11 protein-coding genes and 3 pseudogenes are annotated in these 14,959 nt (G+C 64.9%); 6 read left to right on the plus strand and 8 right to left on the minus strand.

Annotated elements, in window-relative coordinates:
• Positions 1-133 precede the first annotated feature (133 nt).
• The 5 genes and pseudogenes from opgC (at position 134) to ACIQCN_RS04100 (ending at position 5,377) form a co-directional block, all read left to right on the plus strand.
• Positions 134-2,617, plus strand: coding sequence for an OpgC domain-containing protein (gene opgC, locus ACIQCN_RS04080; RefSeq protein WP_400609523.1), 2,484 nt, complete (start codon positions 134-136; stop codon positions 2,615-2,617).
• 96 nt (positions 2,618-2,713) lie between these two features.
• A complete protein-coding gene (locus tag ACIQCN_RS04085) occupies positions 2,714-2,878 on the plus strand; it encodes a hypothetical protein (RefSeq protein ID WP_400609525.1) in 165 nt (54 codons plus the stop codon).
• 196 nt (positions 2,879-3,074) lie between these two features.
• Positions 3,075-3,335 (plus strand): annotated as a pseudogene (locus ACIQCN_RS04090) (flavodoxin family protein); the annotation flags it as partial.
• Positions 3,336-3,371: 36 nt separating this feature from the next.
• The gene (locus ACIQCN_RS04095) at positions 3,372-3,692 is read left to right on the plus strand and encodes a hypothetical protein (protein ID WP_400609861.1); all 321 of its coding nucleotides are present in this window, start codon (positions 3,372-3,374) and stop codon (positions 3,690-3,692) included.
• A gap of 8 nt (positions 3,693-3,700) precedes the next feature.
• Positions 3,701-5,377, plus strand: coding sequence for a DUF4389 domain-containing protein (locus tag ACIQCN_RS04100; protein ID WP_400609527.1), 1,677 nt, complete (start codon positions 3,701-3,703; stop codon positions 5,375-5,377).
• A gap of 345 nt (positions 5,378-5,722) precedes the next feature.
• On the opposite strand, the gene ACIQCN_RS04105 is transcribed toward ACIQCN_RS04100, so the two are convergent.
• The 5 genes from ACIQCN_RS04105 to ACIQCN_RS04125 all read right to left on the minus strand — a co-directional run bounded on the left by ACIQCN_RS04105 (position 5,723) and on the right by ACIQCN_RS04125 (position 11,633).
• Complete coding sequence (locus tag ACIQCN_RS04105; RefSeq protein ID WP_400609529.1) at positions 5,723-6,688, minus strand: sugar phosphate isomerase/epimerase family protein; 966 nt, start codon at positions 6,686-6,688, stop codon at positions 5,723-5,725.
• A gap of 233 nt (positions 6,689-6,921) precedes the next feature.
• Positions 6,922-7,965 (minus strand): alcohol dehydrogenase catalytic domain-containing protein, encoded by a 1,044-nt coding sequence (locus ACIQCN_RS04110; protein ID WP_400609531.1) that lies wholly within the window; start codon positions 7,963-7,965, stop codon positions 6,922-6,924.
• Positions 7,966-8,018: 53 nt separating this feature from the next.
• Positions 8,019-9,317, minus strand: coding sequence for a four-carbon acid sugar kinase family protein (locus ACIQCN_RS04115; RefSeq protein WP_400609533.1), 1,299 nt, complete (start codon positions 9,315-9,317; stop codon positions 8,019-8,021).
• Position 9,318: 1 nt separating this feature from the next.
• On the minus strand, positions 9,319-10,584 hold the full coding sequence (locus ACIQCN_RS04120; protein ID WP_400603999.1) for a RuBisCO large subunit C-terminal-like domain-containing protein: 1,266 nt from the start codon (positions 10,582-10,584) through the stop codon (positions 9,319-9,321).
• 38 nt (positions 10,585-10,622) lie between these two features.
• Entirely contained in the window at positions 10,623-11,633 is a 1,011-nt protein-coding gene (locus tag ACIQCN_RS04125) for a 2-keto-3-deoxygluconate permease (protein WP_400603997.1), read from the minus strand.
• Between the two features lie 150 nt (positions 11,634-11,783).
• Here ACIQCN_RS04125 and ACIQCN_RS04130 point away from each other — a divergent pair, with 150 nt between their 5' ends.
• The gene (locus tag ACIQCN_RS04130) at positions 11,784-12,632 is read left to right on the plus strand and encodes a GntR family transcriptional regulator (RefSeq protein ID WP_400609535.1); all 849 of its coding nucleotides are present in this window, start codon (positions 11,784-11,786) and stop codon (positions 12,630-12,632) included.
• Positions 12,633-12,657: 25 nt separating this feature from the next.
• Here the strand turns inward: ACIQCN_RS04130 and ACIQCN_RS04135 are convergent.
• The 3 genes and pseudogenes from ACIQCN_RS04135 to ACIQCN_RS04145 all read right to left on the minus strand — a co-directional run.
• A pseudogene (locus tag ACIQCN_RS04135) lies at positions 12,658-13,731 on the minus strand (alkaline phosphatase D family protein); the annotation flags it as partial.
• Positions 13,670-13,915 (minus strand): annotated as a pseudogene (locus tag ACIQCN_RS04140) (PhoD-like phosphatase N-terminal domain-containing protein); the annotation flags it as partial. The pseudogenes ACIQCN_RS04140 and ACIQCN_RS04135, both read right to left, overlap by 62 nt.
• A 19-nt stretch (positions 13,916-13,934) precedes the next feature.
• Positions 13,935-14,939 (minus strand): LacI family DNA-binding transcriptional regulator, encoded by a 1,005-nt coding sequence (locus tag ACIQCN_RS04145; RefSeq protein ID WP_400609537.1) that lies wholly within the window; start codon positions 14,937-14,939, stop codon positions 13,935-13,937.
• Between the last annotated feature and the right edge of the window lie 20 nt (positions 14,940-14,959).

The following is a 14,959-nucleotide window of genomic DNA, read 5'->3' on the forward strand; positions in this document are numbered from 1 at the left end:
ACCGTATATTTCGGGGTGGGGCGTTCAGTGCCCCTCGCGTTGGACTTGGCCACCCCGGTTCCCGGTCGCGGGTTTCACTTTGGATATTGCGCACGGCTGTTTCTGCCGTGGTCCGGCTGGGAGGAAACTTACCGTGAAGCGGGGATTCTTGCTGAGTTCGTGTACCCGTCGGCTCGCGGAACTGACCGCCCTCGTGGTGTTGATCCTGACCTTCTGCGTTCCCGCGGCCGGGGCAAGTGCCAGCGTCCCACTAAGGGACCCTTTGGTTCCCGAGCGGGCCTACTTCGGCGCGTTACTGAACTGGGGCAGCGATTCGGCCGCCGGATATGCGAAGCGCACAGGCATATCCGCGGCGCTCTACGGCCAGTCCGTACCGATGCCGATGAACAGCCAGGAGCAGGTCTACTTGAAGGCCTACTTCTCCCAGATTGCCGCTGAGGGCGCCCATGCGCTGGTGACGGTCGAGCCTCGCCAACCGCTCGTGGAACTGGATGCGGCGGCCGCAGCAACTTTCGCCCGTCAGGTCGCAGACGCCTCCGCAGGATTCAGCGGCGCCATTTATCTACGGTTCGCGCCGGAGATGAACGCCCCCTGGGTTGCCTGGGGTCAGCAGCCAGCAGCGTACCGTGCCGCATTTGCCGCAGTGGCTTCGGCCGTACGTCCCGCGGTAAACAACGCGGCGATGGTCTGGGCGCCTGCCGCTGGAGGGGACTACCCCTTCCGGGAGGCAACGACGGAACCTCCCGGCGGTGCTTCCATGCGTTCACTGGACACCAGCGGAGACGGAGTCTGGAATGGCGACGATGACGCCTACGCTCCCTACTATCCCGGCGATGAGTTCACAGACTGGGCGGGCCTCTCGATCTATCACGATCCAACAAACGGGGGACCGGCCAAGAACGAGTTGCCGGTGGAGGGTGGATTTGCCGCTGAGCTTGATCCCGCGGCCAGCGGACCCGGTGAGAACAACTTCTACCGGACCTACGGCGAAGCCCGCGGCAAGCCGCTCATGGTCGAAACTGGTGCCTACTACTCTCCGGGATCGTCCGGAGAAGCCGAGGCGGACATCAAGAACCGGTGGTCGGACCAAGTAATTACCGCAATGACGGACGGAAAACGACCGGCGCTGCGGGCGATGGTGTGGAACGAGACCGTAGAAGCACGGGAAGGCGGCATCACCATTGACTGGCGCGTGGGACACGCCGCGGGGCTGGCCGCCGCCTTCCAGGCCATGATTGAAACTTCCAGCCTGACGGTGGGTCCGGTTACGGATCGGGCACAGAAGGTGGTTCCCGCCGTCGAAGCCCCCAGGGAAATTGCGGGCACTGTTCTCACCGGCTGGGCTGCCTGGGCTGCTGCTGGCGCGGCCCTTTTGGCGGTGGTCCTTCTCTGGGCAGTTTCCAGGCGGGCAATGGCCCGCGCCTGGGCGTACGACGGGTCGTTCGATGACCGGGACGCGCGCATCGACCTGATGAGGGGCGTCGCCATCGTGTTCGTGGTGGTCAACCACGTTGGAATCACATCGGCGTTCCAGCTCCTCACTCAGGAAACAATTGGCGTCGTGTCCGGTGCGGAGCTCTTCGTACTGCTCTCCGGGGTGGTCGTAGGGATGGTTTATGGTCCCCGCGCCCGCAAGGACCTGGGCGAAGTGGTGGATCGGACCAGCAAACGCGCAGGCAGGCTCTACGCGACGGCGCTCACGGTCGCACTGGCCATCTACGCGCTCAGCCTGCTGCCATTCGTCAACGCGACCGCAGTCACCACCTTCACAGACCAGAGCGACGTCGGCGTGACGGGGGCTATGGGCACGACGTACGACCTGTACGCCGGGATGGAAGGACTGCTGCAATTCCCCGTCCCACAGGGGCTGATTCCGGCCCTGCTGCTCCTGCAGGTTGGCCCTTGGCAGTTCAACGTCATCGGACTGTATGTCATCCTCCTGCTGGCCAGCCCGCTCATACTTGCCGCACTCACACGCGGATTCGCATGGTTGGTCCTTACCGTGAGCGCCGTACTCTACGCGCTGGGGTCAATATTCCATTTTCGGTTGCTGCCCTCACAATTCGAAGACTCGTTCCCGCTTCTGGTTTGGCAGGTGTTGTTCGTCTTGGGCACTATAGCTGGCTATTACCGCCACCCGCTGGTGGAATGGTTCTCGCATCCACGGCAGCGGGTGTTTCTGGGGACGTGCCTGCTGATGGCGGCTGGTTGCGCCGTCTTCTCCTGGACTGGCCCGTACCTGACAAATGACCTGGATGTGCGACTTGACCTGTTATCCGAGCAGTCATTCGGCCTGCTCTACGACGGCTTCTTTGACCGGACTTACCTTGGACCCGGCCGCCTGGTCAACGTACTGGTGGTGGGCATCGCGTTTTATGCCTTCATCACCGCCTACTGGAAGCCCCTCGACCGGGCACTGGGGTGGTTCCTGATTCCGCTCGGGCAGGCAACGCTCTACGTGTTCATCATGCACGTCTTTGTCATCATGGTCACAGCCAACATCCCGGCCTTGCGGCAAGGGAACGTGTGGTTGAACACCGCCGCCTACATCCTGCTTCTCGGACTGCTCTGGACCATGGTCAGGGCGCGCTTCCTGTTCCGCCTGATCCCGCGTTGAACGAGTCAAAGCAGTCGCGCCGTCGAGGAGAACATGCCCACGGTGCGCGTCCTCGGTAGACGGTCTCCTCAGAGCCTCGGCACTTCTTTGGGCTGCATGAATGCCGGCTCCCTGCTACGTCCGGCGGCGGCGCTTCGCAGCGTCGGAAACTGCTACGCCCACGAGGGGAAGAACTGCGCCCACAGCGGCAACGAAGGCCGGGAGGAGGAAGCTCAAGCCCGCCAGGACCGCCAGGGCTACGATGCCGCCGAGATCGGATAGTCGGCGGTGGCCCAGAACCCGTCGAATAAACACTTTCCAATATCTCACGCTCGAGGCTTTGGAAGTAACACCACCAGATCGCGACGCTGCCGGCGAAGCTTACAGTCCCAGTCAAAAGTATCAAGGGGTCTTCCAGCCTCAAAGAGGGCCGGAAGACCCTATGCACAGGCGTAGGGACACCTGTAGGTCTTTGCATATGGGCGGTGGGGCTGGCCCGACGGTGTCTTCTCGGGGTAGGCGTTCGGACAAAGTCCAGATTGGATGCGGGAAATTGAAAGCAACAGTTGTTTACGAATCGATGTACGGCAATACCCACAGCATCGCCCGGGCAATAGCAGAAGGACTGGGATCCGCAGGGGCCGCGGATGTGGTCTCCGCGGAAGAGGCAGCCCAAACGGATCTCAGTGGCCTTGATTTGCTGGTCGTAGGCGGCCCCACACACGCGCACGGCATAACGCGGGCACAGACACGTCATGCAGCCGTAAGTGACTCCATGAGCAGGAACAAAGGGCTGACCGTGGATCCCTCGGCCAAAGGCTTAGGCCTGCGTGATTGGCTCGACTCTCTCGGGCCGGGCTCTGGCAAGGCAGCAGCCTTTGATACTCGGGTGGACATGCCGGCATTATTGACGGGGCATGCGTCCAAAGGTATTGGAAAGAAACTGAGAAGCCACGGTTTCGAGCTAGTGGCGGCTCCGGAGAGTTTCCTGGTCAGTGGCGACAGTGGACTCCTTCCCGGAGAACTGGACCGGGCACGGGCTTGGGGCCAGATGCTCGCCTCAACTGTGAAGGACGAGCATCGGCCCTCCAGCTAACGGAGCAGGTGCCGGCAAACCAGGAGAACGGGCATGACGTACTCTACGAAGATTTTTACTGTCGTCATCTTTACCATTGCATTGCTGCCGGGAGGACCGCGGTGAAGGCCCGTTTCCTTGCAATGCTTATCGCGGGCGTTCTGTTTTCACTGATCGGCGCGGGCTTGGTCCTCGGCGGGATAGGAGCATACGCCGTACAGGACGACGATGGATACATCAGTTCACCCGCGGAAAGATTTGCGGTCGATTCGCGTGCAATCACTTTCGGCAGGGTCGAAGGCCTGCGGAGCGAAGACGTGCCGGGACCCTTGCCGTTCGATGTCGGCAACGTCAGGATCCGCGCCGAGTCCGTTGGAGAAGGGAAGGCAATTTTTATTGGAATAGCCCCACAAGGTGAGGTAGAGCGGTACCTGTCCGGCTCAAACTACTCCGAACTGCTGGAAGTGAACCATCGCCCGTTCCGTGCCGAGTATGAGGAAGTGGAGGGATCCGCCCAACCGGGACTGCCCATGGAACAAGGCTTTTGGGTGGCTTCAGCATCAGGTTCGGGCCAACAGGACATTGACTGGAACATTCAGCCCGGGAATTGGTCAGTGGTGCTGATGAACGGCGACGCCACCCCGGGACTTGCGGTGGATCTGCAGGCCGGATTCAGCTCAGAACTGCTGGGTCCGATCGCTGTCGGGTTGCTGATCGGGGGTACCTTGCTCCTGGTCAGCGGCGTTCCGCTCCTGATTTTCGGGGCAATAGGGCTCGGACGGCAGCAGGCTACCCCATCAACCGGGCCTGCCTCCAGGATGGTGCCACCTCAATCTCCAGGACAAGGACTGCCTTCGCAGGGACCTGGCGTGCCGGCGCCTGCGGTACTGGGTCCAGCACTCCCAGAGTTCGACCCGGCCGGGGGTGAGTCGATGGATGCCCGAGCCGGCGGCGGATCACCACCTGCCCGGTCCGGTTACAGCCTGCATCGCCTGGGACCGGGCGGCTACCCTTCCATGCTGCGGGGTGAACTGGATCCCGTCCTTTCCCGGTGGAAGTGGTTGGTCAAATGGTTCCTGGCGATTCCGCATTTCATCGTGCTGTTCTTCCTTTGGTTCGCGTTCGTCGTTGTCACGATCACGGCCGGGTTCGCGATCGTGTTTACCGGCCGGTACCCGCGCTCCCTTTTTTACTTTAACGTCGGGGTCCTTCGCTGGAACTGGCGCGTCGCATATTACGCCTACGCTGCTCTGGGAACGGACAGGTATCCGCCCTTTACCCTGGCCAAGACGGACTATCCGGCCGACTTCGACGCAGAGTATCCCGAGCAGCTTTCCAGAGGTCTGGTATTGGTAAAATGGTGGCTTCTGTCAATTCCGCACCTGCTGATCGTGGCGGCAATCACGGGGTCAAGTACCATCCGGTGGACCAACCCGGAAACCCCGGGTCTGAGGTATGAAACCGGAACAGGACTTTCCTTGCTAGGAGTGCTGGTACTCATCGCCGGCGTGACTCTCCTGTTCACCGGCCGTTACGTTCACTCCTTGTTCGACCTCATTCTCGGTCTCAACCGCTGGATCTACCGGACCATCACCTACACCGCACTCCTGCGTGACGAGTACCCACCCTTCCGCCTGGATCAGGGCCCAACGGAACAGGAGCGGCGCGGCGCAGACGGAGTTGACCCGGGCCCGCCTCCAGCCTGACGGGACTGCCCCCGCTATTTGTTGGCCCCTCGATCTGGCGTGCCTGTGCTCGACGTTGGAGCGCTGGATCGCCATTGCCGAACGCGAGGAGACCGGGGCCTCACTCACGAATCCGGGGGCTCCGGCGACGATACCAAGCGATCCGGCCCAGTGCGGGAGGATGCACTCTGAGTCGGTCGCCCGGTTCCATCCGGACATCTGGTGCCTGGGCAGTCCCTAGACACCGCCGAAATGAAGTGTGGCCTCTCCGCAGCTGGCGGGGAAGGCGTCGGCCACTCCATCGGTCGCCAGCCTGCTGGGCAGGGCTGGGAAGTCGAGAAACTCCAGAATGGTTCGAGTGAGCCCTTAGATGCGTGCGGGCACCCAATCCGGGGCGTCTCGCAGCACTACGGAACGCAGGAGCTCGGCAGATTTGCGGACACCTTCGCCGGAGTTCACAATGACATCCTCGTGCTCGATATTCAGTGGGCCGTCATAACCAACCGACCGCAGCGCGTAAACGAAGTCAGCCCAAAAAGCAGCGCCTCCCGGATGCCCCAGGCCGAGGGTCACGTAGTTCCAGGAACGGTCCGCCGCGCGGGCCGGGGGCAACGTATCAAGGATGCCGTTGATGGCCGCGTTGGGCCTGTCGATGCGGGCGTCCTTGGCATGTACGTGGAAAATCGACGATCCCAGCTCCCGAATGACCGCAAGGATGTCTGCGCCCATCCACATGAGATGAGACGGATCCAGGTTCGCTCCGACAACATCGTCACCCACCATGCCCTGCAGCCGCTTCATCGTCGCCACATTGAAGACAAGCTGACGGCCATGCATTTCAACAGCCAGGCGGACATTATGGGCCCGGGCGAATTCAGCAAGACCCACCCAATAGGGCTCTGCAACCTCGGTCCACTGGTACTCAAGGACCTCAAGTGTCTCCGGCGGCCATGAAGTAGTGATCCAATTCGGCACCTTGTCTCCCCGCGCGCCGGGTAATCCGGACATTAAGACAACCGTGGGCACCCCCATCTCGGAAGCCACCCTGATTGTGTCCCGCACGACCCCGTCGTGGGCAGGGCCGGTCACGGGGTGGAGCTGGTTGCCATTCGCATTCAGGGCGCTCAAGGTGAGTCCACGGGAGCTGATTGATCCAGCGAGAACGTTACGTGCCGTAGCGCTGCTTAGGAGCTCCTCGAGATTCACGTGCGGGGATTCGGACCAGTTTCCGGTGGCAATCTCCACAGTCTCCATGCCAAGTTCGGCGGCAGTGTCGAGAACTCGCTCAAGGGGATGGGCTCCCAGCGAATCAGTGATGAGTCCAAGCTGCATTATTGGTTCCTTTCATAGGCGACTGCGCGCGGGCCCACAATTCCCGGCTTAGAGCCTTGGATCCAAGTTAGTCTTAATGTCCTTACATGACAAGCGCGTCACGTCCGCCCTGACTGTCGCTGAATGGGCGACCGTCCAGGGATATGCCCATCTCTGGCCGCCTGGGCAATCGGACGGCCGCCCTCAACGTCCCGGCTCGGTACTCATTGAAGTTCCGTGCGGTGTGGCTCCGCTCAGTCGAGGCCAGGGACCAGCAGGACTTTGCAGGCGTCCCCGGTGAGGAGTTCTACAGCTTCGTCAATCTGGCTGAGCTTCATTCGGTGGGTGATGAGCCAGTCGAGTTCCAGTTTCCCGGAGTCGAGCAGCAGCAGGCTTTGTTCCCAGGTTTCCCAGAGCCGGCGGCCGAAGATTCCGCGAAGCGTGATGCCTTTTTTGTTGATGTGGGCTGCGATGTCGACTTCCGCCGGGCGGCTGGGGTGCCCAACGGTGATGACGGTGGCCTCGCGGCGGACGGCTTCGAAAAGGGTTGCCAGGGTGCCGGGGGCGCCGGAGCATTCGAAGCCGACGTCGAAGCCGCCGCGGCGGCCGGTGAGTTCGCGGCAGCGTTCGACGATGCCGTCGTTGGGGTGCAGTGCGATGGCGCCGAGCTTTTCGGCCTGGGCGCGGCGGTAGGGGTTGGGGTCGACGGCGATGACGTGGGAGGCTCCCATGAGCAGCGCCAAGTTCACGACGACGAGGCCGACCGGTCCTGCGCCGCTGACGAGCACGGCGCGTCCTGCGACGGAGTAATCAGCCCGCTGGACGGCGTGGACGGCGACGCCGGCGGCTTCGAGCAGGGCGCCGGATTCCAGGGACAGGCCGGTGGGGAGTTTGACGCAGATGTCCTGGGGGACTGCTGCGTATTCGGCGAAGACACCGTCGATGTGCATGCCGAGGATGCCGGTCCGTTCGCAGGTGTGGGCATCTCCCGTGCGGCAGGGGAAGCATTGTCCGCAGGTCAGGTGGCTTTCGAGGGCGACCTGGTCGCCCACCTTGAGCCCCGTAACGCCCGCGCCGACTTCGACGACGGTGCCTGCGCCTTCGTGGCCGAGGATGACGGGGAGGTTGAGGTTGAAGGCCTGGGCGGAGGGGGTCCATTCGTAGAGTTCCCGGTCGGTGCCGCAGAGGGACGCGGCTCCTACCTGGATGACGACCGATCCTTCTGTGGCCTTGGGGTCTCCGGCGTCGGTGACGTACTTAACGCCTCGCTCGGCCGCGTTTTTTACTACTGCCCGCATTGGGGGCCGCCTTTCCTTGGTTCTGGTGATGCGTGGAGCAATTGCTTGGGGTGTTACCCGGCGGTTTGGCCGGCGAAGCGGCGCAGGATGTCGGTGGGGCCCACCTGGCCGCCCTTGAGGACGAGCCGGCAGCCGGCGACGGCAGAGGCGCCATCGGGCTGCAGGATCGGCCCTGCGGTGACGAACTGGTCGGAGACCCGGAGTTCGCGGACACCCATGGCGATGAGTGCGTGGCTGGAGGTATCGCCGCCACAGACGGCGATGTCGCGGGTGAGCCCGGCGCCGGCCATCCGTGCCGCGACGCCGCCGATCAGCGCGCCCACGTAGCCGGCGTCCAAGGGTGCGGCAGTTCCGTAGCGTGGGTCCGCAGCGCCGCGGGTGGTATGGACGACGACGTTTCTCCCAGCCCGGAGGGCAGCGGAGACTTGCTCATCCAGGGCTGCCACGGCCGCCGGGTCGTGGCGCTGCAGCAAGTCGGCAGGGACGGGGACATCTTCCCAGCCGTGGGTGAGGGCATCGTTGATCTGCTCTGCTGTGGTGCTGGACGCTGAGGCGCTGACGGCCAGCACGGGTCCCGAGGGCCGCTGCGGTCCGGGGGTGCGTGGGGCGTGGTCGGAGACAGTGCGTGCCAGGGCGGCCATGATGCCGCCTGATCCTACGACGACGGAGGGCCCGTGGCCGTGCTCTTCGCGTGTCAGTGCTTCGGCGACGGCGTCCATGTGGTGTTCGTCCACGGCATCGACGACGAAGGCCTGCGCGCCAAGGTCCCGCCGGCGGTCCGCCCAGGCGTCCTTGAAGGTGCCGTCGTCGTAGGCGGGCAGGTGGATCGCGTCAGGTTCCTGGCTGCTGCCGAGTTGTTCGGCGAGGACCTGGCGCAGGTCGGCTTCGGCCATGGGGGTGGAGGGGTGCCGGGACATGACGGGGTGGCGGTCCAGCCGGTAGGTCTTTCCGGCGTAGGTCGCGTAGTGGTTGCTGAAGGCGGTGTACCGTCCGAACCCCGGCTGGGCCGGGACCACGGGGATTGGACCGTGGAGGGGGAACTGCTCATGGAGAAGCTGGATCCCGCGGCCGATGCTGCCGACGGTGGTGGAGCTGTCGAAGGTGGAGCAGACCTTGTAGAGCACCACCTCGAGGTTCAGTGGTGCGATGCCTGCCAGGTCCCTGCGGACCAGTGTGTCGAAGGCTTCCCCGGCCAGGGACCTGGAGGGCCCGGCGATTCCGACGACGTCAGCATCGGCGGGCAGTGGCGCATCGCCGATAACGAGGACAGCTTCGAGGCCGTAGCGGTGGGACTGGGCCAGGACGTCGGCTGCTCCGGTGAGGTCGTCGGCGACGAAACCGAAAGCGGGCATGTCAGGCACCTTTCGCGAAGGCTTGGACTGCGTGCAGGAGCGCATCGTCCCCGGTTGAGGCGAGTTTGTCGGCGGCGGACTGCAACGGCACACCGTCCACTGCAGCTTCCCATGCCTGGCGCAGGCTGCGCACCCCGGCCCCGGGACCGTCAGGGTGCGCGGCGACACCGCCGCCGGCGAGCATCATCAGGTCCGTGGAGCCCACGGCCTCGAACGTGGGTCCGGGGGTGGTGACGTTCTGTCCGGAGGACAGGACCGGCAGCGGTGCGATGGTCTCACCCAGGGGTTCGAGCAGGCGCCGGATATTCGCGGCGACCTCTTCGTCGAGTTCGTAGAACTTGCTGCCCAGTCCGCTGGCGTGCAGGTGGTCGGCGCCGGCGAGGCGGGCCATCTGCTGCCAGACCCGGTAGTCCATGCCCAGGGCCTTGGACCGCATCGAGGCCGCGAGGCCGGCGCGGTGGCCGTGGATCGGAACTTCGGCGAAGCTGCGCAGCATGGCCAGGGCGGGCAGGCCCATGACCGGGATGTTCAGCATCACGCAGCGGCCGCCGGCTTCGACCACCGTGTCGTGGCGTTTGCGCAGGCCGGCCAGGTCGCCGGTGATGTTGAAGGCGTACATGGTGGCGTGGCCGGTGACCTGCTCGGCGGCGCGGATCTCTTCGGTGGCGACGGCGACCCGGCGTTCCAGGGGCAGGTACGCGGGGTCGGTCATCAGTTCGTCGTCTTTGATCAGGTCGATGGAGGCCATCGCCAGGTCGCGGACCACGAGCCGGAATTCCTCTTCGGAGAGCCCGACGTTGGGCTTGACGATGGTGCCGACCATGACGCCCTGGACGTCGCTGATGAGTTTGCGGGTCCCTTCGATGCCGAATGCCGGCCCGGGGTGGGCCGCGACGAACTCCTCGGGCAGCCGCATGTCCTGGAGCCGGCAGGCGTAGAGATCGCCCAGTTCGAAGAGGTTGCCGGCGATGGCGGTCTGCAGGGTAGCCAGGTCCGTGCCGACGTTCTCCATGGGGAAATCGACGGTGACAAGGGCAGCCCGGACTTTTTCCGGGGTTGAACGGGATGGCAGGGAGGGTCGGCAAAAACCGAGCTCCTGCACATTCGCGATGCGTGCGGCGTGCCGCTCACGGATCCGGGCTGACTCGCCCGGTACCGGCAGGAACGTGCCGCTGGACTGCTCGCCGGCCATGATGGCCGCGGCCTTTTCGGGGTCGATTTCGGACTCCAGGTAGTAGGTGCAGCGCACCGAGCGCGGGTCGCGCATGGTTTCTCCGTCCGTAAAGGGGATATGCAAGGGAAGGTTCAGACTGCGGCGGTGACCGGGTCGGCCGGCTGCAGGCCCCCGGCCCGCTTCAGGGCCCAGGACGCGACGATCGGGGCGAGCAACGCTGTCACGAGGACGGCGGTGGCGGCCTGGGCCGAGGCGGAGGCGACGAAGGGTTCGAACCTCGGGTCCGCGACGGCGACCACCGCAGGGACGGCGACAGCGTTGCCGGCCGTGGTGCCGGCGGCGAAACCGATGCCGCTCTTGGAGCCGCGCCGCAGGATGAACCGGTACCCGAGATAGGTCAGGCCTCCGGTGAACACCACGACGATCAGGCCGAGGAAGATCCCGGCGAAACCGCCGGTGAGCACGGTCTTGAGGTTGATGCCGGTGCCAACGGCGAAGGACATGAACGGGATCACGATGTTCGGCACGTGGTCCAGGGCCTTCGTCCACTCGCGGTCCACGGCGCCGATGATCAGGCCGATGATGAACGGGATCAGTGCCGCGGCGAAGGCGAGTACCGGGATGTCGCCCAGCCCGGATGCGCCCAGGAAGATCAGGGCCAGGAACGGTCCGTCATCAAAGGCGCTGGCGACGTAGGCGCCCTCGTCCCGTTCGTCGCCGTACTGGCCGGCGAACGCCAGCCACAGGGCGCCGTTGCTGTTGCCGAAGATTGCCAGCATCGCCAGGATCGATACGCCTGCGATGCCGTCGATGCCAACCATCAGGCCCAGGATCACGGCAATCGTGGCCGGGATCAGGGTCTTGCAGACCAGCACCACGGTGGTGGTGGAGGCGGCGGCCTTGCCGCTGTGGCTTCCGGTGATCTGTGCGCCGGTGGCGAGGATCAGCACGGCGATCAGCGTCAGGGCGCCCTCCTTGAACAGCGCGGTGGTGAAGCCGCCTATTTTCAGGGCTTCGGGCGCGAAGGTGTTCATCAGTACGCCGAGTATGAGCGGGATCAGCATCATTCCTGCGGGGACCTTCTGGAGGAAGGCAAACATTGGGAAGCGTGAGCGCCCGGTCCTCAAGTGCATCTGTGTCATTTACTCGACCTTTCTACGTCATTGTATGTTCCAGTCGCCGGATCAAGTCCGTACAATTAGTACGTACATTACATGTGGTTTGAATCACCCGTCAAGCGGGAGTTGCCGAGGGCGGGGGCTAAGATGTGCTCGAACGGCAAAGGAGTCAGCGTGAGCGTGCAATCAACTGCGGCAGAGCCCCGGGAGCGGGCCAATGGCCTGAACCGGGAGGAGGGGCCGCCCCTCCATGCGCAGATTCGGGACATCCTGCATCGGCAGATCGTGGAACGGCCCCTGCTGCCCGGGTCGCCCCTTCCCACCGAAGAGGAACTCCAGAAACAGTTTGGTGTCTCCCGCAGCGTTGTACGCCAGGCGTTGTCCGGACTGTCCGACCTTGGACTGATCCGCCGCCAGCGCGGCCGCGGCAGCGTCGTGGCCGCAGCCCCGGTCCTCCGCCGGCATCTGCAGCGGGCCGGCGGGCTGGACGAACAGGCCGCCGCGCATGGCCAGCGCCTGCGGACCCACGTCCTTTCCGTCGAACACGCGGCCCCGCCCGACCCGGCGGTGAACGCCCTGAACACCGCGAACACCTGGAAGATCGAACGCATCCGCTACCTGGAGGACGTCCCGGTGGCATTCATGAGGACCTGGGTGCCACGCGACCTTTTCCCGCACTTCACCGAGGAGCTGCTGGAGAACGCCTCACTGCTTGGCCTCATGCGCGAGCACGGCTACCATCCGGCGGGCGGGCCCAGGCAGGTCCAGGCGGTGGCCGCAGATGCGGACCTGGCTCACAAACTCAGCTCGAGCGTCCGCGAACCCCTGCTCCTGCTGCAAGGCGTGACCCGAGATGCCCTGGGCCACGGCCTGGAATGGTTCAACGTCTGGCACAGCCCCAATACCGTCTTCGACGTGGACGCGCAGGTGACATCGCAACCGGGACGCGTATCCGAAGAACACATCCGGCGCCTGCGGAACCTGGCGCAACAGCTTGAATCCGAACTGGCTGCTCTTGAATGATGAGCGCAACGAGGTAATCGCTGCGGAACTCTTCACGCGTCACGGTGCAGCGCGTCCAGCCGCGCTTGTCGGGGTTGATGTAGCGGGTGTGCGGGTTTGCCGGGAAGCCGTCCTTGATGGCCTGCGCCCAGCCGCAGCCCGAGCTGATGGACGTACCAACGAATTCCATGGCCACAACCTGCGAGGCAGGATCGGCGTGGTCTCGCAGGACGTCGTTGACGAAAGCGGCGTGCCAGTCGCCGGTGAGAATCACAGGGTTTGCCGGACGCTGTTGCGCAATGAAGTTGGTAGGGCGGTTGCGTGAGACCACGTAGCCGTCCCACTGGTCATGGTTGACTGAAAGAGTCTCACCGGGGTCGTAGTCGTACTGGGCCATCATGGTCTGCTGGGCGATGACGTTCCAGCGGGCGGGCGAAGAGGCCAGCCGGTCGAACAGCCACTGCTCCTGCTCGTCGCCCATCAAGGTGCGGGAGGGATCGTACACGTCGGGGTGCTGCGGTCCGCCGGGGAAGTTCTCCGTGAGTTGGTCCGACCGGTACTGCCTGGTGTCCAGCACGTGGAAGCGGGCCAGGTTGCCGTAGTCCAGTCCGCGGTGCAGCACCATATCCGGGCCGGTGGGCCGTTGCGGCAGGCGGAGCGGAAGGTGTTCGTAGTATGCCTGGAACGCGTTTGCCCGCAGCTGGAGGAAACGCTCAGGATCGTTTGATGCCTCGTTGTCCGGCTGGGACACGCCGTCGGCCCAGTTGTTCTCCACCTCGTGGTCATCGAACGTCACCACAAAGGGGAAATTCGCATGTGCGGCCTGCAGGTCCACAGAGTCCTTGTATTTGGCATGGTTGTTGCGGAAGTCGGCCAGGGTCTCATGGTTCCTGCCCTCGTAGATGTAGTCGCCGACGTGGACTACCAGGTCGAGGTCCTCCTGGGCCATGGTCCGGTAGGCGGCGCAGCGGCCGCCGGCCCAGGACTGGCAGGATGCGGGGGCGAAAGTCAGCCGGCCGGGGTCCGTGCCGGCAGCCGGTGCGGTGCGCGTGTCCCACCGGGCTTTCCTCGGTGCCCACGAGGAAGCGGTACCAGTAGTCCCGGGACGGCAGCAGGCCACTGACTTCGGCGTGCACCGAGTGGGCAAGTTCCGGCGCTGCCTGCTCGCTGCCTGCCCTGACCACGTTTTGGAAGCCCTCGTCGGTGGCCACCTGCCAGGTCACCTGGATCTTGTACGGGGGCATCCAGCCCATGCCATCCGGCGCCTGCGGTTCGGGCGCCAGCCGCGTCCACAGCACGATGCCGTCGGGGGTGGGGGCGGGGTCAGGCGGCCCCGGCCTGCCGCGGAGCCGCCGTCGTCCGCCGGGCCACCAGGTGAGGGGTCCGGACCACGTGTTCCGGCGGGACCGTCCCTTCGATCCGGGCGACGGCGCGGTCCACCGCTGCGGCCGCCAGCAGCTGCGCGTCCTGACTGACGGAGGACAGCTGTACGTAGCTCAGCCTGGCGAACTGGCTGTCGTCGTACCCCAGCACTGAGACGTCGGACGGAACGCCCAGCCCGGCAGCCCGAAGGCTCTCCATGACGCCCAGGGCGCACCGGTCGTTGAAGGCGATGACCGCCGTCGTCAGGTTCGTAGGGATGAAGCGCCCGGCGCTGATGCCGTCCTCTTCGGTGGGGCCGCCGGGTACGGTCAGGGGCTCCAGGCCCCGGCGCAGCATCTCCGCGCTGAAGGCCTCGCGGCGCTTGTCCGCGGACACGGCCGTCCCGCCGTCCACATGGACGATATGGCGGTGCCCCAGGCCCGCGAGGTGGTCAACAGCCTCCCGGATTCCGGCGTGGTCGTCGCTGCTCACCGAATCAACTGAACGTCCGACGTCGTCACGCAGCAGGCTGACCACGGGCACCTGGGCAGCAAGCCGGGCCAGTTCCTGGTCGCCCAGGGTGGGGGAGACCAGGATGAGTGCCTCCGCCCCGACGTCGAGCAGCGCCTCTGCGGCGCGCGTCTCCGTGCGTCCGCTGGCCACGGCACTTAAGGCGATCTCGTACCCTTTGGCCGATGCCTCCGCGTAGGCGGCATCCACGATTTCGGCATGGAACGGCTGGGAACTCGAAAAGCTCAGGCCAAGGAGCCGTGTCCGGCTGCTGCGCAGCAGCCGGGCGCGCGAGTCCGGCCGGTACCCGAGGTCCCGGGCGGCCGCCAGAACTTTTTGGCGTGTGGTCTCCGATGCGCCGGGGGCTCCGCGCATGACGATGGACACCAGCGCCCGGGACACCCCGGCCGCCCTGGCGACGTCCATGAGTGTGGCGCGGCGGTGCTGCTCGGTCATATTTCCTCCTCCTTGAGAAC

The organism is Pseudarthrobacter sp. NPDC092424 (assembly GCF_044754925.1).
In the GTDB taxonomy this organism is placed as follows: domain Bacteria; phylum Actinomycetota; class Actinomycetes; order Actinomycetales; family Micrococcaceae; genus Arthrobacter.